Origin of the sequence: Streptomyces sp. NPDC055966, assembly GCF_042269865.1 — a bacterium.
Classification (GTDB): Bacteria; Actinomycetota; Actinomycetes; order Streptomycetales; family Streptomycetaceae; genus Streptomyces.
The window spans coordinates 24,899-45,112 of the sequence record NZ_JBHJYK010000032.1 but is presented as its reverse complement, the minus strand read 5'-3'; the positions used below and the strand labels follow the sequence as shown (position 1 = coordinate 45,112).

Below are 20,214 nucleotides of genomic sequence, written 5' to 3'. Positions count from 1 at the left end.
CCCGTCGCCGTCCGCCCCCGCCCCCCGGAGACCGGCCCGGACCGCATCCGGCCGCACCGCGCCGGCCCGATCCGCGCCACACCCCCCCTGCTCGTCCAGTATGGCGGCCTATCGTCCAAGTTTGTACGGTGCCGGACGCGCGTCCGGGCCGAGCCTCGCCATCGCGCGCAGGACGTGTTTGGGCGGCAACTGCCAGCGCAGACGTGCGGGAACGGCGCGCAACAGCCTGCCCGTGGCCCGCAGCCGGCGGGTGACGACCGCAGGTGCGGGGGCCGGTCTGCCGTACAGCTCATGGGCGTACGGAGGCAGAGCGGCGTACGCCAGGTGCGCCACGCGCCGCCAGAGCACGTCACGCGCCGGTACGAGGAGGGGATGCGTCGGCGGGCGGAGGAGGAAGTCGTCCACCACATGCGCCTCGGGTCCCGCGGCCAGTTCCGGGCGCACCTTCTCGAAGTACGCGGCCAGTTCCGCGCGGCTCGCCGGTACGGTCCCGGGGTCGAGGCCCACCAGGCGTGCGCTGACGCGGTGTTCGGCGATGTAGCGGTCGGCGTGGGCGTCGGTGAGAGGGAAGCCGGAGCGGCGCAGGACGTGCAGATACGAGTCGATCTCCGCACAGTGGACCCACAGCAGCAGCGCGGGTTCGTCCACGCCGTAGCGCTCGCCGGTGTCCGGGTCGGTCGCCCCGAGCATGCCGTGGATCCTCCGGACGCGGGCGCCGGCCCGCTCCGCCGCCTCGGTCGTGCCGTACGTCGTCGTGCCGACGAAGCCGGCGGTGCGCATGAGCCGGCCCCAGGCGTCGTGCCGGCCACCCTTTTGACGATCGAACGCCGTGGAGTTCTGGAGCACGCCGCGCACCGCACGCGGGTGCAGCGCCTGGAGGTACAGCGCACGGACGCCGGCGACCCACATCATGGGGTCGCCGTGCATCTGCCAGGTCACGGAGTTCGGCGTGAACAGCCCGGGATCGCCCATGTCCGCAGGCTAACGCCGCACCCTCGGCATCCCCAGACCGATCCAGGAGATGATCTCGCGCTGGATCTCGTTGTTGCCGCCGCCGAAAGTGAAGATGACCGCCGAGCGGTAGCCGCGCTCCAGTTCGCCGTGCAGGACGGCGCCCGCGGAGCCCTCCTTGAGGGGTCCGGCCGCCGCGATGATCTCCATGAGCCAGGCGTACGCGTCCCGGCGGGCCTCGGAGCCGTAGACCTTGACGGCGGAGGCGTCCTGCGGGGTGAGCGTGCCCTCCTGGACGGCCGTGACCATCTGCCAGTTCATGAGCTTCATCGCGTCGAGCCGGGTGTGGGTGCGGGCCAGCAGCCGGCGCACCCAGGCCAGGTCGGCGACCCGGCGGCCGTCGGCGAGCTTGGTCTCGCGCGCCCAGCGCTGGACGTCGTACAGGGCGCGGATGGCCATCGTGCCGTGGGCGGCGAGGGTGACGCGCTCGTGGTTGAGCTGGTTGGTGATCAGCCGCCAGCCCTGGTTCTCCTCGCCGACGCGGCGGGAGACCGGGACGCGGATGTTCTCGTAGTAGCTGGCGGTGGTGTCGTGCGAGGCGAGGGTGTTGATGACGGTGCAGGAGTAGCCGGGGTCGGAGGTCGGCACCAGCAGCATGGTGATGCCCTTGTGCGGCGGGGCGGCGGGGTCGGTGCGGGTGGCGAGCCACACCCAGTCCGCGGTGTCGCCGTTCGTCGTCCAGATCTTCTGCCCGTTGACGACGTACGCGTCCCCGTCGCGTACGGCCCTGGTCTTCAGCGCGGCCAGGTCGGTGCCGGCGTCGGGCTCGCTGTAGCCGATCGCGAAGTCGATCTCGCCGGAGAGGATGCGCGGCAGGAAGTACGCCTTCTGCTCCTCGGTGCCGAAGCGCATCAGCGTGGGGCCGACGGTGTTCAGCGCCATGAGCGGCAGCGGTACGCCGGCCTGGGCGGCCTCGTCGAAGAAGATGAACTGCTCCATCGCCGTCATGCCGCGCCCGCCGTACTCCTTCGGCCAGCCCACGCCGAGCCAGCCGTCGGTGCCGAGCCGGCGGACGGTGTCGCGGTAGAACCGCTTCTGCGCGGCCGGGTCGGCGTACCGGGCGTAGGCGTTGTCCGGCACCAGTTGCGCGAAGTAGGCGCGCAGCTCGGTGCGCAGTCGCTGCTGCTCGGGCGTGTGGTCGAGATGCACGGCGCCTCCAGGCTCCCCAAGGGCGGTCCTGACGGCGCACACCGTAGAACGTGTTTCAGAAATAGGGAATGACGCGCTCGGGACGAATTCCGGCGGCGGCCCGGCGCCGGCGGCATCGCCGTCCGTCCATCACCGGTCACGCATTGTGTCCGGTTCGCCCGGGTTTGAGTGGGGTATCCCTGTCCTATGAGTACCGCATCGACGCAGCTGGCCGCAGCGAGCGGCCTCATGAGCCTCGTCCTGTTCATCGTGGCCATGGGTGTCCTCGCGCTGCTCGCCGGCGGATTCTGGATGAACTCCCGAGTCAAGTACCGCGAGTCCCCCCGCCCCCGCCCCGAGGAGCAGCCCACGCTGCCGCCGGAGGGACCGGTGCGGGAAGTCCGGGAGAACAGGGAATCCCAGGACGTCCCCGTGATCCCCAAGGGCGGTCGCCCGCTCACCCCGTACGAGCTGAGCAACCAGGACACCAGGCCGAGCGCGTCGAAGGAACGTCCGCGCTGGAGCCGGGGGTCCAGCGGCTCGTTCGGCGGCGGCGGACTCGGCGCCCACTGACCCCCGACCCGAACGACCCCGCCGACCGGACCACACCGCCACCACCCCGCACAGCAGTCCCGGCCCGCGCCGGGTCGCCCTACGCCCCTAGGAGTCCCTCCGGGCGGCGTCCAGGCGGCCGACGCGGGCCACGTTCTGCCGGTCCTCGGCGTCCTGGCTGGGCTCGGCGGCGAACCACGCGTCGAGGATCTCCTTCAGCAACGGTGCGGAGGTCAGACGGAGGCTGAGCGCGAGCACGTTGGCGTCGTTCCAGCGGCGGGCGCCGTCCGCCGTCACGGCGTCCGTGCACAGGGCCGCGCGGACGCCGGGCACCTTGTTGGCCGCGATGGACGCGCCCGTGCCGGTCCAGCAGCACACCACCGCCTGGTCGGCCGTGCCCTCGGCGACCTCCCGGGCGGCCGCCTCCGAGCAGACCGCCCACTGCGGGTCGGCCCCCGGGCGCAGCGCGCCGTGCGCCCGCACCTCGTGGCCGCGTCGTGCCAGCTCGGCGAGGAGCAGCCGGGCGACGGGTTCGTCCATGTCGGAGGAGACGGAGATCCGCATACCGGCGAGCGTAGCGGCTCCACCGGAAGCGCGTGACGCCCGCCTAGGAGTGCTGGGAGTGCCGTGCTCCGCGCGCGTCGTCGGGCCGCGCGGCCAGGCCGGTCAGCTCCCGGTGCAGCTCCTCCAGGGCGTCGAGGAGCACCGAGCGGTGGTACCAGCTCAGCCACGCCGCCGTGTCGGAGGCCAGCAGGGCGAGGGCCTGGCTCTGGTCGCCGGTCGGGCGGTGCCCGGCCTCGGGCCAGTGCAACGTGATCACGCCGGTGCACGACCCGGACCGCGACAGTACGGGGACGCTGTCCACGGCGCGGGTGCCGGTGCCCAGCAGGACCCGCCGGGACTCCTCGGACAGGAGTGTGTCGGCGGCCACGTCGGGCACGCTCACCCGGCGGCCGAGCAGCCGGGCGACCGTGTCCGGCGTGCCCTCGTCCCAGCCGCGCACCAGGTGGTCCAGAAACGTATCCGCACAGCCGTGGTCGGACTCCAGCACGAGCGCGTTCACGGCCGGGTCGACACACCGCACGTATCCGGCACAGGCCCGCCCGGCGGCGAGCGCCTCGTGCAGCACGGCGTCGATCATCTGCCGTCGGTAGCGCGGGTCCCGTCCCTCCCGGGCCAGGATCCGCAGCTGCGGCACGGGCAGCGACCGGCGCCCCGGGAACCAGACCGCGCCGTCCGGCGGCCGGGCCACGACGACGGCGGAGACGAGCACCCGCAGCGGCACGTTGAACCGCTGCGAGACCTCGCGCAGCACCCGGAAGGCGCCGGCGGAGTCCGGCAGGCCGTAGCGGACCATGACCACACCCTGCGCCATACCGATGACGGGAGCGGAGCGCACCCGGGCCCGCAGCGCGCGGACCTCCTTGCGCAGGTCCTCGTAACTGGGCCGCAGCGGATCGGAGATCTGCGACCGCCAGGCGGGCAGGTCCGCCCCGTGGGTGGCCGCCCGGGCCAGCTCGCGCAGGGCGTCGTCGAGGGTGGCGTAGAGCCGGACGCCGTCGAGACGCGCGAGATGCACGGCCTCGCGCAGCCCGGGCCGGGCCCGGACGATGACCAGGTCCGGACGGCCGGTGCGGGCCCGGGTCGTCTCGCTGAGCGCGCGCAGTACGGCGGCGCCGCCGAGCTGCACATGGGCCATGTCGAGGACGGGCCGCAGCCCCGCGAGATCCGCCTGTTCCAGATGCCCGCGCAGCTGCGCCGACCAGGCCTGGGCGCCCTCGGTGTCCAGGCTGCCGGACATACGCAGCAGCACCGCCCCCTCGGCGGGCAGCCCCTCGACGACGGACGACTCGATCAGGAGCGGGGCCGGCCTGCCGACGGGAACGGCCGGGACGGACGGGACGACCGGGGCGGACGGAACGGCGGAGGCGGGCAGGACGGCAGAGGGACCGGCAGCGGCGGACGCGGCGGCGGAAGGAGAGGAGACGGCGGGGTCGGCGGACGAGCCCGTCGGGGCGGACGGGCCGGCGTCGGAATCGGCGTCGGAATCCGAGGCGGGCTTCATGGCCCGGCCCGTCGGCGCGTCGCCGGGGCGTCCCGCCCGCTCCCGGCCCTCTCGCGGTCGTCGCGAACCTCCACCGCGTCCCCGCGGGCCTCCGGCGCCGCACGGGTCCCCGGCGCTTCCCCTGCTCCCCGCGCTCCCAGTGCTTCCAGCGCGGACGCCATCGTGGCGTGCACGCGGATGCCCGGCAGTCCCGCGGTGCGCAGCGCGTCGCGGGCGTGCGGGCGGGGCTGTACGACGGGCAGGGCGCGGCCGGAGAAGGCGAGGGCACCGGTGGCCCGGTCCAGGGAGCGCACGGCGGCCGGGCAGGCGAGGTACATCTCGGTCATGTCCAGCAAGGGGTGTTCCGCCGTCCGGTCGGCGTGGGCGATGTGTTCGGCGAGCGCCTCGGAGAACTCCACGGCGTTGGTGACGTCGACCGTGCCCCGGGCCTTCAGGACGCTGATCCCGCCCACCTCGGGGCGTCGCTCGTGCACGGTCTGCACGAGCAGCGGGGCCGAGCCGCGAGGGCGGGCGCGGGCACGGGACGGCCGGCCGTTTTCCATGGGATCGGGCTTCCTGGGTGGAGAAGGATCAGCCAGCCGCGTCTTGACCGGGGCTTCACTGTGCTCCGCCCGTGCCGCCGATGCAACGATTTTCCCCAGGCGTGTCGCACCCCGCGCGGACCCGGCCGGCAGCGGCCGCAGGGAGGCTCCGAAGGGCGGTGCGCGCACCCGGAGTTCCCGCGCCGGCCTCTCCCGCCGCCGCGGGGTGCGCCCGGATCGCGTGACCTCGTCCGGTCCAAGGTCGATACTGCCCTTAGCTCCATCCGAATGATCCCTCCAGCACCACCAGTGAACCCGGCCCGGCGGCGGAAACCGCAGGTCCCGAGCCCACCCGCAAGGCGCACTAGGAGATACCGATGAGGATGCTGATCAACGTGCCGGAGACCGTCGTGGCGGACGCGCTGCGCGGGATGGCGGCGGCGTATCCCGATCTGACCGTGGACGTGGAGAACCGGGTGATCGTCCGCCGGGACGCTCCCGTTGCCGGGCAGGTCGCGCTGGTGTCGGGCGGCGGGTCGGGGCACGAGCCGCTGCACGGCGGGTTCGTCGGCCACGGCATGCTGTCCGCCGCCTGCCCCGGGGAGGTGTTCACCTCGCCGGTGCCGGACCAGATGGCGCGTGCCGCGGCCGCCGTGGACAGCGGCGCCGGGGTGCTGTTCGTCGTGAAGAACTACACCGGCGACGTGCTGAACTTCGACATGGCGGCCGAACTGGCCGAGGACGAGGGCATCCAGGTCGCCAAGGTGCTCGTGAACGACGACGTGGCCGTGACCGACAGCCTCTACACCGCCGGCCGGCGCGGCACCGGCGCGACCTTGTTCGTGGAGAAGATCGCGGGCGCCGCCGCGGCCGAGGGGCAGCCGCTGGAGCGCGTGGAGGCCATCGGCCGCCGGGTGAACGAGAACTCCCGCAGCTTCGGCGTGGCCCTGAGCGCCTGCACGACCCCGGCGAAGGGCACCCCGACCTTCGATCTCCCGGACGGCGAGCTGGAGTTGGGCGTCGGCATCCACGGCGAGCCGGGCCGCGAGCGGCGGCCGATGATGACCTCCGGGGAGATCGCCGACTTCGCGGTGAACGCGATCCTGGAGGACATGCCGCCGCACAACCCGGTGCTGTTGCTGGTCAACGGCATGGGCGCCACCCCGCTGCTGGAGCTGTACGGCTTCCACGCCGAGGTGCAGCGGGTGCTCACGGAGCGCGGGGTCGCGGTGGCCCGTACGCTGGTCGGCAACTACGTCACCTCCCTGGACATGGCGGGCGCCTCGGTGACGCTGTGTCAGATCAACGAAGAGCTCCTGCGGTTGTGGGACGCACCGGTGTGCACCCCGGCGCTGCGCTGGGGCATGTGAGCGCCTCCCACCCCCGGCTTCCACTGCTCAACCCCCTCACCACGCAAGGAGATCCAGTGCTCGACGCCGACTTCTTCCGCCGCTGGATGGCGGTGACCGCCGCGTCCGTCGACCATGAGGCGGAGCGGCTCACCGAACTCGACTCGGCCATCGGGGACGCCGACCACGGCAGCAATCTGCAACGCGGCTTCCGGGCCGTGGCGGCCGCCCTGGAGAAGGAGGAGCCCGCCACGCCGGGCGCGGTCCTGACGCTCGCCGGACGGCAGCTCATCTCGACGGTCGGCGGCGCGTCCGGGCCGCTGTACGGCACGCTGCTGCGCCGGACCGGCAAGGCGCTCGGCGAGGCCGCCGAGGTCGGCGTGGAGCAGCTGGCCGCGGCGCTGGGTTCGGGGGTGGAGGGGGTGAAGCAGCTCGGCGGGGCGATGGTCGGCGACAAGACCATGATCGACGCCCTGGAGCCGGCCGTGGCCGCGCTCGGGGACGGCTTCGCCGCCGCGCGGACCGCCGCCGAGCAGGGCGCCGAGGCGACCACACCGCTGCAGGCCCGCAAGGGCCGGGCGAGCTACCTCGGCGAGCGCAGCATCGGCCACCAGGACCCGGGCGCGACCTCGTCGGCGCTGCTGATCGCCGCACTCGAAACAGCCGCTTCGCCGGCGGGGGGCCGGTCGTGAGCGACGAGAAGCTGGTCGGGATCGTGCTCGTGTCGCACAGCGCGGAGGTGGCCGCGTCGGTCGCGCAGTTGGCGAAGGGTCTCGCGGGCGGGGCCGAGGAGGTGCTCGTGGCCCCGGCCGGCGGCACCGAGGACGGCGGGCTCGGCACCAGCGCCGAGTTGATCTCCGCCGCGGCTGCCGCCGTCGACCGGGGCGCCGGGGTCGCGGTGCTCGGCGACCTCGGCAGCGCGGTGCTGACCGTGAAGGCACTGCTCGCCGAGGGCGACGAACTGCCGGACGGCACCCGCCTGGTGGACGCGCCGTTCGTCGAGGGCGCGGTGGCCGCGGTGGTCACCGCCGCCGCGGGAGCGGGCCTGGACGCGGTGGAGGCCGCGGCGGCGGAGGCGTACACCTACCGCAAGGCATGACGGCCGCGCGGGCGGCGGGGGGCGGAGGGGCGGGGCGGTCACTGGCCGGTCGCGAACAGGCGGGCCAGCCGCTCTCCCGTCGCCACCGCCGCCGCGTGGTCCTCGACGGGCTTCACGCGGGAGTCCTTGAACACGATGTAGGTGACGCCGGAGGGCGCGCCGCCGTCGTTCGGGTCGGTGCTGATGCCGAGACCCCGGGCGGTGGCGTAGGAGGCCTCGCCGATGAGGTCGCGCGGGCCGATGTCGCCGACCACCGCGTACTGCACCCGGTCGCGGTAGACGACGGCGGCGACGGCGCCGCCGCGCACGCCGTCGTCGCGGTGGTCCCAGATCCGGCTCGGTGCCGGAATCACGATGTAGGGCAGTGTCTCGGCGTTCAGGCCGCGGCCGTTGGACTGCGGGTAGGCGGTGGTGGCGGCGAACCCCGGGTCGGTGCCGCGGTTGCAGTGGGCGGTGCTCTGGCCGTCGCAGTCGATGTCCAGGTCGGCCTTCCAGAACACGGCGTCCCGTGTCCCGCACACGGGTACGGTCGCGGGGCGGTCGGCGTCGGTGCGATAGCGGCCCCGGGAGATCTGGTGGCATTCGCCCACCCGGGACAGCAGTTCGGTGGCGGCGACGGCGCCCTCGCTCCGGGCCTGGGGGCGCTCCCGCGGCGGGACGGCTACAGCGGCCGCGGGCACCGCGGCCGGGGCGAGCAGGGCTACGCCGGCCGCGGCCAGCGTCAGCGACTGGACACGCACGATGGGGGACCCTCTCGTCGAGGACGGGCGGACCCGCGCCACTGTGCTGCGGGTTCGTGCCCGCGACCGTTCGGGCCGCTCCGAAGGGGCCGTATGGAGCACGCTTCTGACGCCCCGTGAGGGACAAGAGGATTATCTGTGACCACAGGGGGCCGGGGATCCGGGCACGAAGCCGGCCCGGATCCCCCGGCCGCCCGCGTCGGCGCGGCTCCGGCGACGACAGCGTGTCCGCGCCGGCGGCGTGAACTCCCGTGTCCTCTCGGTCAGTTCAGCCGCAGGGAGCCTCAGCATACGTAACTCTCCCGGATGGTCACCAACACGGGTCCCGCCCGCCGGTCACCCCGTACGACCCTCTTGCCGCCGCCGCGCCCGCCGGGCATATTGGTCCGGACCTTTGAGGTCGATGCCGATGCCGTCCCCGGGGAGGCAGAGGGGAGGCAGAGCCGTGCGACGCGCACCCCTGCCGCTCGTTCTGGTCTGCGGAGCCCTGCTGCTGGTCGCGTCCTGCGGCTGGAGCCGGGCCGACGACGCCGACGACGGCCGGGCCCCCGGCGCGCCGACCGGGGTCACCGCGCTGGCGGGCAGCGCCACGAGCGTGCACGTGATGTGGAACGCGGTGACCGGCGGTCCCGGCATCCGCATCTACGAGGTGTACCGCGGCACCACGAAGGCGGCCGAAGTGCCGGGTTCGCAGCACATGGTGGACGTCGTCAGGCTCAGGCCGTCCACCCGGTACGCCTTCACCGTGCGGGCCCGGGACGACCAGGGCCGCCTCGGTCCGCCGAGCCGCGCGGTGCCGGCGCGGACCCCGGCCCGGGTGGCGGCCGACCGCTCGGCCCCGACCCGGCCGTCGGCGCCCGTCGGGCGGGTCGTGGGCAGCCGCGCGGTCCAGCTGTCCTGGGGCGCCTCCCGGGACGACCGGGGCGTGGTCTCGTACGACGTCTACCAGGGCGGGGCGAGGATCCACACCGTCGGCGGCGGCCGGACGGCGACCGTGGTCACCGGGCTGCGCCCGGGCACCGCCTACGTCTTCACGGTCCGGGCCCGGGACGCGGCCGACAACCTCTCCCCCGCGAGCGGCCCGGTCCGCCTCACCACGCCGGGTACCGACGACGGCCGCGCCACCGCGCCCACCGGCTTCACCGCCGGGACCCACCGGTCCGGCGGGGCCTCCTACATCGATCTGTCCTGGGACCCGCCGGCCGCGGACGGGGTGATCACCGAGTACCAGATCGAGCTCGACGGCAGGGCGGCCACCTCGCTGGTGTGGGGCGGCACACCGCCGACCGGGCGGTCGAGCTACAGCTTCTACGGCGGCTCCGGCACCGGCCCCGGCGCGGAACACCGGGTACGGCTACGGGCCCGGCTGCCGGACGGCACCTGGGGCGGCTGGTCACAGGAACGAACGGTGACCACCTGACACCGGTGATCGGGGCGGACGAGCGGGCGATGCTGCGCCGCACGGAGGAAACCGTCACCTGACCGGCCGCCTCCCGCATGCAGGCCCCCGCGCCGGCGCCTTGGCTGCTGCCCAGGCGCACGGACGTACCCGACCCTCGGCGGCCCATGGGACGCACCGCCGACCGTGCCGCCGGAGGCCGGCCATGTGCTGCACGCGTCTTCTGCTCCGCTCCGGACCGGTCCTGGCGGCCGCCCTCGCGCTTCCCGGCGGGCAGGCCGTCGCGGAGCCGGGCATCTCCGTCAGCGCCGTCGGGTCCACCGTCTCGGTGGTCACGAGCGCGTGCACGCGGACCGACGGCAGCTGGGGCAGCGCCGCCCTGCTGACCGGGCGGCAGACGAACGTCTCGGCGGGCAGGCGGAGCGCCCTGGCGGGCACGGCCGCCGGCCAGTCCGCGACCTGGTCGGGCGTGCGCCCGGGGACGTACACCGTGGTCGTGGTCTGCTCCGGCGGCAGCACGGCGGGCACCCGGTCGGTGCGCGTCCCGTCGTCCTCGGCCGCGCCGTCCCTCGGCATCATGGGCGGCCTCGGCGGCGCCGCCCGGGACTACGGCCCGCTGACGCTGGGCATCGGCGCGGCCCTGGTCGGCAGCGGGGTGGCCGCCACGGGCCGGTACCTGCGCCGCCGTTGACGCCGTTCCGGTTCGACACTGCCGTACCAGCGCGCCCGCCCCGCGCGGGGCTCAGGCGCCGTCCGGCAGGTCGGCGAGCTCGCTCAGCGCGTGGGTGAGCCACTGGGTCCAGAAGGTCTCCAGGTCGATGCCGGCCCGCAGCACGAGGTGGCGCAGCCGGTCCTCGGGGGCGTCCCGGTCCGGCGGGAAGTCCCGCTGCTCGATCCCCCGGTACTCGGCCAACTGCCACCGGTGCAGCTCCAGATGGCGGCGCAGGTCCGCCTCCAGACCCGCCGTGCCGACCACCGCGGCGGCCCGCAGCCGCAGCAGGAGCACGTCCCGCTGCGGTTTGGGGTCCTGCGCGGCCGCGGTCCAGCGGGCCAGCTCGGCGCGGCCGGCGGGCAGGACCTCGTAGCTCTTCTTCTGCCCGCGGGCCGGCGCCTGCGCCGGCAGCGCGCGGATGAGCCCGTCGGCCTCCAGCTTCCCCAGCTCGCGATAGATCTGCTGGTGCGTCGCGGACCAGAAGTAGCCGATCGACTTGTCGAAGCGGCGGGTCAGTTCCAGTCCCGACGACGGCTTTTCCAGCAGGGCGGTGAGGATCGCGTGCGGGAGTGACATGGGCTCATCCTAGGGAGGCGGGCAGGTGCGGCAGGCGCCCTACAGCGCCGCCGCCAGCTCCGTGCCCTGCTTGATCGCCCGCTTGGCGTCCAGTTCGGCCGCGACGTCCGCGCCGCCGATCAGATGGACGCTGCGCCCGGCGGCGGCGAGCTCGTCGTACAGGTCGCGGCGCGGCTCCTGGCCGGTGCACAGGACGACCGTGTCGACCTCCAGGACCGTGCTCTCCTCGCCGACGGTGATGTGCAGTCCGGCGTCGTCGATGCGGTCGTAGCGCACGCCCGGGACCATGGTCACGCCCCGGTGCTTCAGCTCGGTGCGGTGGATCCAGCCGGTGGTCTTGCCGAGCCCGGCGCCGACCTTGCTGGTCTTGCGCTGGAGCAGGTGGACCTGGCGGGGCGGGGCGGGCCGCTCGGGTGCGGCGAGGCCGCCCGGCGTCCGGTAGTCCATGTCGACGCCCCAGCCGCGGAAGTACGTCGCGGGGTCCTCGCTCGCCTTGTCGCCGCCGTCGGTGAGGTACTCGGCGACGTCGAAGCCGATGCCGCCGGCGCCGAGGACGGCGACCCGGTCGCCGACGGCGGCGCCGCCCTGCAGCACGTCGAGGTAACCGAGGACGCGGGGGTGGTCGACGCCCGGGATGTCGGGGGTGCGCGGGGTGACGCCGGTCGCCACGACGACCTCGTCGTAGCCGGTGACGGTCTCGGCGGTGACCCAGGTGTCGAGGCGTACGTCGACGCCGTGCGCGTCGAGCTGGTGGCGGAAGTAGCGCAGGGTCTCGTCGAACTCCTGCTTGCCGGGGACCTTGCGGGCGACGTTGAGCTGACCGCCGACCTCGCTCGCGGCGTCGAAGAGCGTGACCGCGTGTCCGCGTTCGGCGGCGCTCACGGCGCAGGCGAGGCCCGCCGGTCCCGCGCCGACGACGGCGACGCGCTTCTTCAGCCGGGTCGGCGCGAGCACCAGCTCGGTCTCGTGGCAGGCGCGCGGGTTGACCAGGCAGGAGGTGATCTTGCCGCTGAAGGTGTGGTCGAGGCAGGCCTGGTTGCAGCCGATGCAGGTGTTGATGGCCTCGGGCGTGCCGGCGGCGGCCTTGGCGACGAAGTTGGGGTCGGCGAGCATCGGGCGGGCCATGGAGACCATGTCGGCGAAGCCGCCGGCCAGCAACTCCTCGGCGACCTCGGGGGTGTTGATGCGGTTGGTGGTCACCAGGGGGACGGACACCTCGCCCATCAGCTTCTTGGTGACCCAGGTGTAGGCGCCGCGCGGCACCGAGGTGGCGATGGTGGGGATGCGGGCCTCGTGCCAGCCGATGCCGGTGTTGATGATCGTCGCCCCGGCGGCCTCGATCTCCTTGGCGAGGGTGACGACCTCCGGCAGCGAGGAACCGCCCGGAACCAGGTCCAGCATGGACAGCCGGTAGATGACGATGAAGTCCTCGCCGACGGCCTCGCGCACCCGCTTGACGATCTCGACGGGGAAGCGCGTCCGGTTCTCGTAGGAGCCGCCCCAGCGGTCGGTGCGCCGGTTGGTCTGCAGGGCGATGAACTCGTTGATGAGGTAGCCCTCGGAGCCCATGATCTCCACGCCGTCGTAGCCGGCCTGCCGGGCGAGGCGGGCGGCGCGGGCGTAGTCGTCGATGGTCCGCTCGATGTCGGCGTCGCTCAGCTCGCGCGGCACGAAGGGGCTGATGGGCGCCTGGAGCGGGCTCGGCGCGACGAGGTCCTGGTGGTAGGCGTACCGGCCGAAGTGCAGGATCTGCATCGCGATCCGGCCGCCCTCGCGGTGCACGGCCTCCGTGACGGTCCGGTGCTGCTCGGCCTCGGCCTCGGTGGTGAGCTTGGCGCCGCCCTCGTACGGCCGGCCCTCGTCGTTGGGCGCGATGCCGCCGGTGACGATGAGGCCGACGCCGCCGCGCGCGCGGGCCGCGTAGAACGCCGCCATCCGCTCGAAGCCGCGCTCGGCCTCCTCCAGGCCGACGTGCATGGAGCCCATCAGCACGCGGTTGGGCAGGGTGGTGAAGCCCAGGTCGAGCGGGGTCATCAGATGCGGGTAACGGCTCATCGGGCCCTCCGTGCACGGGTGTCGTCACTCCTTGTTGTAGAGGACACCCGAGCCTTTGTGCAACTAGTTGCACAACTGGGGGAGGGTGACACCGACCACTCTGTACCTACTAGTATGTACAGTCGCACGGCACAGCACGGACCGCCACCCGCCTCCGAGAGGACCGCCATGCCCTTCGTCCGGATCGACACGCTCGGCACCGACCCCGCCCGGCTCGACGCGCTCGGCCAGGCCGTCCAGGACGCCCTGGGGGAGACGCTCGGCGTCCCGCCCGAGGACCGCTTCCAGGTGCTGACCGGCCACGACGGCGTGACCGGCACGCTCCGCTACGACGCCCACCTCGGCGTGCCCAAGGACGACTCGGTGGTGTTCGTCGCGATCACCCTGCGCGCCGGGCGCGCCCCGGACCGCAAGCGCGCGCTGTACCGGCGGATCGCCGAGCTGGTGCACGAGCGCACGGGCACGGACCCGGCGAACGTGCTCGTCACCCTCACCGAGAACGCGTCCGTCGACTGGTCCTTCGGGAACGGCGTGGCGCAGTACGCCCCGGACGGCGAGGGGCCGGCCGGGGCGCTGCGGTGACGCTGCGCGATCGGTGTCAGGCGCTCTCCAGGCGCAGGTGCAGATCCCGCTCCTGGTCGCCGGAGGCCGTGCAGGTCTCCTGGACGGTGAAGATCGAGTCCAGGGTGTGCCGGAACCGGTCCACGGCCCAGTAGCCGCCCTGGACGTCCGCCTGGACGGGCGAGCCGAGGTGGACCGGCGCACAGTGCGGCACATGCTCGTCCGCGATGTCGTAGGTGCCGAGCCACACCATCGGCCGGACCTCGTGCAACTGCTGGGGTACCTCCTCGGCGCCCCGGTCGGACGCGAAGCAGGACCTCAGGGCGTCGAAGACGATGCGGGCGTCCTCCTTGGAGCCGCTGATCTCCACCGTGACGGTTTCCGGATGCGACCGCTCCGTGTGTGCCATTGATCGCTCCTTTCGTGGCCGCGCTGCGGTGGAACGGGGTACCCCGCCGAGCCCCGCCCATCCCCGTCCCCCCTCAGGAAAGCACCACGGGCCCGTGAGCACACCCCCAGCCGGGGTTCAGCCGCGCGTGAACTTGTACGTCTTGCTGTCCGTGAGGATGCAGAAGCCGGGCGACATCACGATCACGCGCAGGATGCCGGTGCGCCGGTCGTAGTCGATGCCCTCCACCTCGAAGGTGCCCGAGCAGGAGCTGCGCAGCGGCAGCTGGCGCAGGGCGGTGACGTGGCCGGTGACGTCCGAGGAGCCGGGGGTGGCCGACAGGTCGATCTGGAGCAGCGGCTTGGTCATGCCGAACAGGCTGCCGTCGGGGTCGTCCGAGGAGCACAGCAGGGTGGTGGGGCCGGAGAAGTCGCAGCCCTGGACGTCACGGACCGGGTGGTCCAGGTCGACCTTCGAGGCCAGCGGGAGGTCGGCCGAGGGCGAGGTGCTCGCGTTGACGCCGGGGGTCGGGAAGACCAGCAGGCGGTTCATCGTGCCCCACTCGCCCGAGAGCATCCACTGGCCGTCGGGGGAGATCGCGTCCCACGAGTTGTTCAGGGCCTCGCCGGAGCTGAGCGTGTGCACGTACTCCGACCAGGTGCCGTCGGGCGCCTGCACGCGGTACATCTTCGAGTTGCCGGAGTCCTGCTGGTAGGGCTCGACGTAGTAGCCGTTGTACGAGGCGTCGGGGTCGCCGACGTGGTTCCAGCCACGAACGGAGACACTGAGGGGGATGGTGCCGATACCGGTGTAGTGGTTGGGGCTGTTCGCCGGCACCTCCACCGAGGTCAGCCCCTGGCTCTCGGTCAGCGGGTCGGCGCGGTCGGAACCGGTCTCGGTCCAGGTGTCGGCCGCGGAGGCGGGCACGGGTGCGGCCAGGGACACCACGGCGGCGGTGGCCAGGGTGACGAGTCCGGCGAGGACTGTGTGACAACGTTGCCAGGCGGACACGGGCATGGCCGACTCCTCGGGTGGGGTGGGGGCTGCGTACGGGGGCACTCGGTCGGCGGACAGTCTGACCCGGCCACGTAGTCATGTACAGGCCAATCGAGCAACATGAGCGTGAACACTCCCGGTGCGCGCACAACGCGTGCAGGATGTCCGGGAGGCCGCACCGCCGCGGCGGAGGCACCCGGTACGGCGGCTTCGGCGGACGCGTGCCGCCGCGGTGAGAGATGGTGGAGGTAGCCGGCGAACGCGCCGGGGAGTCGGGTGTGACGCGGTGGACCAAGGGCAGCCGGCACGGGGGACCACGTGCCGAGCCGACGGGCGAAGGCGGTGCAGTGCATGAGTGCAGCCGAGGCTCCGGTGACGCAGGGCGGCGATGCCGCCCGCGGGCCGGTACGGCCGGGCGGCCTGCTCGACGTGCTGGGCGTGGCGTCGGTGGTGCTGGACACCACCGGCCGGATCGTGCTGTGGAGCCCGCAGGCGGAGGAGCTGTTCGGGTACAGCGCGCACGAGGCCCTCGGCCAGTACGCCGCCCGGCTGATGGTCCACGAGCGCCACATCGAGCTGGTCGGCAAGCTCTTCGCCGATGTGATGCGCACCGGGCAGAGCTGGGCCGGCGGTTTCCCGATCAAGCACAAGGACGGCAGCACCCGCCTGGTGGAGTTCCGCAACATGCGGCTGCTGGACGACCGAGGTGACGTGTACGCGCTCGGTCTCGCCGCCGACCAGTCGACCGTGCGGCGCCTCGAACAGGACGTCGCCCTCTCCGAGCGGATGGTCGAGCAGTCGCCGAGCGGCCTCGCCGTCCTGGACCCGCAGCTGCGGTTCGTCTCGGTGAACCCGGCGCTGGAGCGGATCAACGGACTGCCCGCCGCCGACCACGTGGGGCGCCCGCTGGCCGAGGTCCTGCCCCTGCTGGCGACCGAGCCCCTGGAGGCGGAGGCCCGGCAGGTGCTGCGGACCGGGGTGCCGGTGATCGACCGGCCCGTGGTCGGCCGTACGTCGGCCGACCCGGAGCAGGACCACACCTGGTCGATGTCGCTGTACCGCCTGGAGGACGCGCTGGGCAACGTGCTGGGCGTCGCGGCCTCCGTGATGGACATCACCGAGCAGCACCGGGCCTCCGTGGAGGCGGAGACGGCGCGGCGCCGCCTCGCGGTCATCGCCGACGCCTCCGCCCGGATCGGTACGACTCTCGAACTGGACCGCACCGCCTGCGAGTTGGCCGATGTCGCGGTGCCTGAGCTGGCCGACGTGGCCGCCGTGGACCTGCTGGACACGGTGGTGGAGGGCCGGCGCAGCACGCTGGGCCCGACGGAGCCGGCGGTGATCCGGGCCCTCGCGGTGCGCCCCCAGGACGACTCGGAGGCCGTACGGGCCGCGGACTTGCCCGGCGCGACCGCCCGGTACGAGCCCGACCGGCTGGTCACCGAGTGCGTGCGCTCGGCCGAGGCGGTCCTGGTGCCGCACGTGAAGGACGAGGACCTGCCGCGCATCGCCCGCTCCCCCGAGGCCGCCGGGCTCCTGGGCCGGGCGGGCCTGCACTCGTATCTCGCGGTCCCGTTGATCGCCCGCGGCGAGGTACTCGGCGCCCTGGACCTCAAACGCACCCGCAATCCCGCGCCGTTCGACGAGGAAGACGTCCTGCTCGCCCGCGAGCTGGCCGCCCGCGCGGCGGTGCAGATCGACAACGCGCGCTGGTACCAGAACGCCCGCAACACCGCCCTCACGCTCCAGCGCAGCCTGCTGCCCAGCCATCCGCCGGTCACCACCGGCCTGGAGGTGGCCTCGCGCTACCAGCCGGCCGGGGCGACGAGCGAGGTCGGCGGCGACTGGTTCGACGTCATCCCGCTGGAGGGCGGCAGGACCGCGCTCGTGGTCGGCGACGTGATGGGCAGCGGGATCAGCGCCGCCGCGACGATGGGCCGGCTGCGCACGGCGACCACCACGCTCGCCCCCCTCGGCCTGGACCCGGCGCTGCTGCTGGAACACCTGGACAAGACGACGTCCGCCCTGGACCACTCCATCGCGACCTGTGTGTACGCCGTCCACGACCCGCATCTGCGGCAGTGCCAGATCGCCAACGCCGGTCATCTGCCCCCCGCCCGGGTCCGCCCCGGCCGGCCGCCGGAGCTGCTGGACCTGCCGACCGGGGTACCGCTGGGAGTGGGCGGGATCGAGTTCTCCACCGTCACCGTCGACTTCGCGCCCGGCGACGAACTCGTCTTCTACACCGACGGGTTGGTGGAGACCCGCTGCCACTCGCTGGACGAGCGCCTGGACTTCCTGCTGTCCCTGCTCGACGACCCCGCCCGCCCCTTGGAGGAGACCTGCGACCTCCTCCTGCGCACCCTGCACCACCCCGACAACCACGACGACGTCGCCCTGCTCATCGCCCGGGCCCAGGAACTGCCATAACGGAGGCGGACGTTACGGCCGTTCGCCGATGACGACGTGCGCGTACAGCTCCTCCGACTCCGCCAGACGGGCCGTCAGACCCGCGTCGGCGAAGGCGCGCAGGGCGGCCGGGACCTGGCGTTCGCCGGTCTCGGACAGCAGGCGGCCGCCCGGTGCGAGCCACGCGGGCGCCTCGGCGGCCACCCGGCGCAGCACGTCGAGGCCGTCCGCACCGCCGTCCAGGGCGACCAGTGGCTCGTGGTCGCGGGCCTCGGCCGGCAGCAGCGGCACCTCGGCGGTGGGGACGTAGGGCACGTTGGCCAGCAGGACGTCGACGCGACCGCGCAGTCCGGCGGGAAGGGCGTCGTAGAGGTCGCCCTCGTGGGCCCGGCCGCCGAAGGGGGCGAGGTTGCGGCGGGCGCAGCGGACGGCGGCCGGGGCGATGTCGGCGGCGTGCACCTCGGCGCCGTCCAGGGCGGCGGCCAGGGCCGCGCCGAGCGCGCCGGAGCCGCAGCACAGGTCCACGACGACGGACGCGTGCGGCGCCAGGACCAGCGCCTGGTCGACCAGGAACTCGGTGCGGCGGCGGGGGACGAACACCCCCGGTGCCACGCCGATGCGCAGCCCGTGGAACTCGGCCCAGCCGAGGACCTGTTCGAGCGGGAGCCCCGCGACGCGCCGGTCCACCATCGAGGTCAGTTCCGCGTCGGTCCGGGCGGTGGCGAGGATCAACTCCGCCTCGTCCTCGGCGAACACGCACCCGGCGGCGCGCAGCGCCGAGACGACGGCTTCAGGAGGAACGGCATCGGGAGAAACGGCGTCAGGAGGAAAAGGAGAGTGCACGGAGGGCGTGAGCCTTTCGGGAGCGCTTGACCGGTGGGCGCTCCCCGCGGTCACCGCTAGCGGTGCACCGCGCCGTCCTGAGGAGAGAGCACCCCGGCTGACACAGCGGTGATGGGTCCCACCTCCTCGTCCGTCGGGGCCGCGACCGTTCGCGACCGGACGGCCACCCTACCCCAACGGCCGCGCGGCGCCGCCCCGGCGGACCCTGCGGAAAAGCGGGTGACGCGCCGCCCGGGCCGTGGTTACGATCCCCGCGATGACGACTCACCCGACTCTGCGATTGGGGGTCCCGTCCGCGCAAGGTGAGCGCTGATGCTCACGTCGACCGCGTACGGGAATTCCCGTCTTTCCCTGTGGCAGCGCGTGCGTGCGTACGCCGTGCCACCGTCCATGATCGAGCCGGCCACCGCCCGGCGTGCCGCCGGGGACTGGGCGGGGGCCTGTGCCGCCGCCCGGATCGACGTCGACCTCGATCTGCGCCGCGTCGCCCGCGCCCACGGCCACGACCTCGCGGCCCGGCTCCGCGCCGACCTCCGGCATCTCGCCCCCGACCTGCTGCGCTGGCACATGCCGAGGATCGCGCCCGACGGCCTGCTGCGCCCCGGGCTGACCCTCACACTGGCCCGGTACGACGGGTCCGGCCGGGCCGGTCCGCTGCACCTCGTGGTCCGCACGCCGCCGGCCTGGGCGGATGCCGGCCAGCGGATCGGCCTCGCCCTGTGGGATCCGGCCGGGGCCATGACCAGCCGCCATCCGCACCCGCGCCCGAGCCGGCGGTACCGGCTCGATCTGCACCGGCATCTGTGGGACGCCCGCAGGTCGGCCGAGCTGCGCGACCGCTCGGGGGCCGGCGGGCCTGCGCCGCCGGACGCCGATCCGCTGGGACTGGCCCCGCCGGGGCACGGCTGTGCCGTCGGCCGGTGGGCGGCCGAGGCACGCCTCCTGCTGGCGGCCGAGGGGCGGCCGGCCGGTGCCTTCGCCGTACGGCTCGGCGGCGGGCGCCGGCTGGTCCTGGCGGTGGCCGCGGACGGGGGCGACGTCCCCGGTCCGGCCGGCCACCTGCGCGCGGCCGACCGGACCGACGGGCCCCCTGGTCCGTCCGGGCGCGGGCCCCGGGACCGGCCGTACTCCGTCGTGGACGACGTCGGCGGGGCGGACCTGCGGATCGTCACCGGGCGTGTACCGGGCGGCCTCTCGGCCGTGCCGGTGCTGCCCGACGCGGCGACCTGGATCCCGCCCGACCTGGAGCTGCTCCGCGCCGGGCTGCTCACGCCGGACGGGCTGCATCCGCTGGTGGCCGCCGCGCTGGTCCCCGGGCACCGGCCGGACGGGCCGCCGCCCGGCGCCGATCCGGTGGCGGAGGCACCCGCCGTGGACTGCCGGGGTGCACGGCACCGGATCGGTCTGGTCGACGGCGTCCTGGTCCCGCTGGACCACGGACCGGACGAGATCCGGCGCGAGGAGCTGCTGGCCTCGCTCGGCGGCCCGGTGCTGCCGTGTCTGCGGGCCATCGACGAGGCGCACCGGCGCCCGGACTGTCTCACCGGCGTCCGGGAACGGCTGGACCACGGCGACAGCGCCGGGGCCCTGGCCGTGGTCGAGGCGCTGCTCGGTCCGGGCGCGGTGCTGCGCGACGGTCCCCTGCGGGACGAGCTGACGGCCGCGGCCGAGCGGCGCATCGCCTACGGCCTGTACCGCGCGAGCCTGACCGGCCCGGAGCACGCCCCCGCCGACCCGTACCGCAAGCACACCCGGCACCGGAAGTCCCACCACAGGCTGCGCTGAACCGCCCACCCACCACGCCCACTTG

At 74.0% G+C, this 20,214-nt stretch carries 20 protein-coding genes; 9 read left to right on the top strand and 11 right to left on the bottom strand.

Features of this window, described 5'->3' with window-relative positions; all coding sequences use genetic code 11:
* Window positions 1-108: 108 nt before the first annotated feature.
* Entirely contained in the window at window positions 109-972 is an 864-nt protein-coding gene (locus tag ACFC8N_RS43390; RefSeq protein ID WP_356023706.1) for an oxygenase MpaB family protein, read from the bottom strand.
* A gap of 9 nt (window positions 973-981) precedes the next feature.
* Window positions 982-2,160 (bottom strand): acyl-CoA dehydrogenase family protein, encoded by a 1,179-nt coding sequence (locus tag ACFC8N_RS43385; protein ID WP_356023704.1) that lies wholly within the window; start codon window positions 2,158-2,160, stop codon window positions 982-984.
* 186 nt (window positions 2,161-2,346) lie between these two features.
* Here ACFC8N_RS43385 and ACFC8N_RS43380 point away from each other — a divergent pair, with 186 nt between their 5' ends.
* Window positions 2,347-2,712, top strand: a complete 366-nt coding sequence (locus tag ACFC8N_RS43380; protein WP_356023702.1) for a DUF6479 family protein — start codon at window positions 2,347-2,349, stop codon at window positions 2,710-2,712.
* Between the two features lie 87 nt (window positions 2,713-2,799).
* On the opposite strand, the gene ACFC8N_RS43375 is transcribed toward ACFC8N_RS43380, so the two are convergent.
* Genes ACFC8N_RS43375 through ACFC8N_RS43365 form a run of 3 tightly spaced genes read right to left on the bottom strand, consistent with a single transcriptional unit; the run spans window position 2,800 to window position 5,298 of the window.
* Window positions 2,800-3,255, bottom strand: coding sequence for an RpiB/LacA/LacB family sugar-phosphate isomerase (locus tag ACFC8N_RS43375; RefSeq protein ID WP_376295209.1), 456 nt, complete (start codon window positions 3,253-3,255; stop codon window positions 2,800-2,802).
* Window positions 3,256-3,298: 43 nt separating this feature from the next.
* Window positions 3,299-4,756: an ANTAR domain-containing protein gene (locus ACFC8N_RS43370; RefSeq protein WP_376295207.1), complete on the bottom strand. Its 1,458-nt coding sequence runs from the start codon at window positions 4,754-4,756 to the stop codon at window positions 3,299-3,301.
* Window positions 4,753-5,298 carry an STAS domain-containing protein gene (locus ACFC8N_RS43365; protein ID WP_376295205.1) on the bottom strand — a complete coding sequence of 182 codons (546 nt, stop codon included), beginning with the start codon at window positions 5,296-5,298 and terminating at the stop codon, window positions 4,753-4,755. The genes ACFC8N_RS43370 and ACFC8N_RS43365 overlap by 4 nt, the downstream gene beginning before the upstream one ends.
* 356 nt (window positions 5,299-5,654) lie before the next feature.
* Here ACFC8N_RS43365 and dhaK point away from each other — a divergent pair, with 356 nt between their 5' ends.
* The 3 genes from dhaK to ACFC8N_RS43350 are packed head-to-tail and all read left to right on the top strand — an operon-like array spanning window position 5,655 to window position 7,725.
* Complete coding sequence (gene dhaK, locus ACFC8N_RS43360; protein WP_376295204.1) at window positions 5,655-6,647, top strand: dihydroxyacetone kinase subunit DhaK; 993 nt, start codon at window positions 5,655-5,657, stop codon at window positions 6,645-6,647.
* 56 nt (window positions 6,648-6,703) lie between these two features.
* A complete protein-coding gene (gene dhaL / locus ACFC8N_RS43355) occupies window positions 6,704-7,318 on the top strand; it encodes a dihydroxyacetone kinase subunit DhaL (RefSeq protein ID WP_376295203.1) in 615 nt (204 codons plus the stop codon).
* Window positions 7,315-7,725, top strand: coding sequence for a PTS fructose transporter subunit IIA (locus ACFC8N_RS43350; protein ID WP_356023690.1), 411 nt, complete (start codon window positions 7,315-7,317; stop codon window positions 7,723-7,725). Before dhaL ends, ACFC8N_RS43350 begins: the two co-directional genes overlap by 4 nt.
* A gap of 38 nt (window positions 7,726-7,763) precedes the next feature.
* On the opposite strand, the gene ACFC8N_RS43345 is transcribed toward ACFC8N_RS43350, so the two are convergent.
* A complete protein-coding gene (locus ACFC8N_RS43345) occupies window positions 7,764-8,465 on the bottom strand; it encodes a glycoside hydrolase family 75 protein (RefSeq protein ID WP_356023689.1) in 702 nt (233 codons plus the stop codon).
* 445 nt (window positions 8,466-8,910) lie between these two features.
* On the opposite strand from ACFC8N_RS43345, the gene ACFC8N_RS43340 reads away from it, so the two are divergent.
* Together ACFC8N_RS43340 and ACFC8N_RS43335 are read left to right on the top strand one after the other, a co-directional pair.
* Complete coding sequence (locus ACFC8N_RS43340; RefSeq protein ID WP_376295201.1) at window positions 8,911-9,885, top strand: fibronectin type III domain-containing protein; 975 nt, start codon at window positions 8,911-8,913, stop codon at window positions 9,883-9,885.
* 184 nt (window positions 9,886-10,069) lie between these two features.
* Complete coding sequence (locus tag ACFC8N_RS43335) at window positions 10,070-10,555, top strand: hypothetical protein (protein ID WP_356023686.1); 486 nt, start codon at window positions 10,070-10,072, stop codon at window positions 10,553-10,555.
* 51 nt (window positions 10,556-10,606) lie between these two features.
* Here the strand turns inward: ACFC8N_RS43335 and ACFC8N_RS43330 are convergent, their stop codons facing one another.
* Window positions 10,607-11,152, bottom strand: coding sequence for a PadR family transcriptional regulator (locus ACFC8N_RS43330; protein WP_356023684.1), 546 nt, complete (start codon window positions 11,150-11,152; stop codon window positions 10,607-10,609).
* A 39-nt stretch (window positions 11,153-11,191) separates the two neighbouring features.
* Window positions 11,192-13,207 (bottom strand): FAD-dependent oxidoreductase, encoded by a 2,016-nt coding sequence (locus tag ACFC8N_RS43325; RefSeq protein WP_376295199.1) that lies wholly within the window; start codon window positions 13,205-13,207, stop codon window positions 11,192-11,194.
* Between the two features lie 168 nt (window positions 13,208-13,375).
* Between ACFC8N_RS43325 and ACFC8N_RS43320 the strand changes: the two genes are divergently transcribed.
* Window positions 13,376-13,789: a tautomerase family protein gene (locus ACFC8N_RS43320; protein WP_376295197.1), complete on the top strand. Its 414-nt coding sequence runs from the start codon at window positions 13,376-13,378 to the stop codon at window positions 13,787-13,789.
* A gap of 16 nt (window positions 13,790-13,805) precedes the next feature.
* On the opposite strand, the gene ACFC8N_RS43315 is transcribed toward ACFC8N_RS43320, so the two are convergent.
* Window positions 13,806-14,177, bottom strand: a complete 372-nt coding sequence (locus tag ACFC8N_RS43315) for a hypothetical protein (protein ID WP_362822937.1) — start codon at window positions 14,175-14,177, stop codon at window positions 13,806-13,808.
* 117 nt (window positions 14,178-14,294) lie between these two features.
* Window positions 14,295-15,173, bottom strand: coding sequence for a hypothetical protein (locus ACFC8N_RS43310; protein ID WP_376295196.1), 879 nt, complete (start codon window positions 15,171-15,173; stop codon window positions 14,295-14,297).
* A gap of 330 nt (window positions 15,174-15,503) precedes the next feature.
* Between ACFC8N_RS43310 and ACFC8N_RS43305 the strand changes: the two genes are divergently transcribed.
* Window positions 15,504-17,582, top strand: a complete 2,079-nt coding sequence (locus ACFC8N_RS43305) for a SpoIIE family protein phosphatase (protein ID WP_376295195.1) — start codon at window positions 15,504-15,506, stop codon at window positions 17,580-17,582.
* A 12-nt stretch (window positions 17,583-17,594) separates the two neighbouring features.
* Here ACFC8N_RS43305 and ACFC8N_RS43300 read toward each other — a convergent pair whose 3' ends face one another.
* Window positions 17,595-18,404: a putative protein N(5)-glutamine methyltransferase gene (locus ACFC8N_RS43300; RefSeq protein ID WP_376295193.1), complete on the bottom strand. Its 810-nt coding sequence runs from the start codon at window positions 18,402-18,404 to the stop codon at window positions 17,595-17,597.
* A gap of 312 nt (window positions 18,405-18,716) precedes the next feature.
* Here ACFC8N_RS43300 and ACFC8N_RS43295 point away from each other — a divergent pair, with 312 nt between their 5' ends.
* Complete coding sequence (locus tag ACFC8N_RS43295) at window positions 18,717-20,189, top strand: hypothetical protein (RefSeq protein WP_376295191.1); 1,473 nt, start codon at window positions 18,717-18,719, stop codon at window positions 20,187-20,189.
* Window positions 20,190-20,214 lie beyond the last annotated feature (25 nt).

What these genes read in the sequence shown, in the direction of transcription:
- ACFC8N_RS43390 (WP_356023706.1), bottom strand. Translation starts at nt 972, where the DNA reads ATGGGCGATCCCGGGCTGTTCACGCCGAACTCCGTGACCTGGCAGATG.
- ACFC8N_RS43380 (WP_356023702.1), top strand. Translation starts at nt 2,347, where the DNA reads ATGAGTACCGCATCGACGCAGCTGGCCGCAGCGAGCGGCCTCATGAGC.
- ACFC8N_RS43375 (WP_376295209.1), bottom strand. Translation starts at nt 3,255, where the DNA reads ATGCGGATCTCCGTCTCCTCCGACATGGACGAACCCGTCGCCCGGCTG.
- ACFC8N_RS43370 (WP_376295207.1), bottom strand. Translation starts at nt 4,756, where the DNA reads ATGAAGCCCGCCTCGGATTCCGACGCCGATTCCGACGCCGGCCCGTCC.
- ACFC8N_RS43365 (WP_376295205.1), bottom strand. Translation starts at nt 5,298, where the DNA reads ATGGAAAACGGCCGGCCGTCCCGTGCCCGCGCCCGCCCTCGCGGCTCG.
- dhaK (WP_376295204.1), top strand. Translation starts at nt 5,655, where the DNA reads ATGAGGATGCTGATCAACGTGCCGGAGACCGTCGTGGCGGACGCGCTG.
- ACFC8N_RS43335 (WP_356023686.1), top strand. Translation starts at nt 10,070, where the DNA reads ATGTGCTGCACGCGTCTTCTGCTCCGCTCCGGACCGGTCCTGGCGGCC.
- ACFC8N_RS43330 (WP_356023684.1), bottom strand. Translation starts at nt 11,152, where the DNA reads ATGTCACTCCCGCACGCGATCCTCACCGCCCTGCTGGAAAAGCCGTCG.
- ACFC8N_RS43325 (WP_376295199.1), bottom strand. Translation starts at nt 13,207, where the DNA reads ATGAGCCGTTACCCGCATCTGATGACCCCGCTCGACCTGGGCTTCACC.
- ACFC8N_RS43320 (WP_376295197.1), top strand. Translation starts at nt 13,376, where the DNA reads ATGCCCTTCGTCCGGATCGACACGCTCGGCACCGACCCCGCCCGGCTC.
- ACFC8N_RS43315 (WP_362822937.1), bottom strand. Translation starts at nt 14,177, where the DNA reads ATGGCACACACGGAGCGGTCGCATCCGGAAACCGTCACGGTGGAGATC.
- ACFC8N_RS43310 (WP_376295196.1), bottom strand. Translation starts at nt 15,173, where the DNA reads ATGCCCGTGTCCGCCTGGCAACGTTGTCACACAGTCCTCGCCGGACTC.
- ACFC8N_RS43305 (WP_376295195.1), top strand. Translation starts at nt 15,504, where the DNA reads ATGAGTGCAGCCGAGGCTCCGGTGACGCAGGGCGGCGATGCCGCCCGC.
- ACFC8N_RS43295 (WP_376295191.1), top strand. Translation starts at nt 18,717, where the DNA reads ATGCTCACGTCGACCGCGTACGGGAATTCCCGTCTTTCCCTGTGGCAG.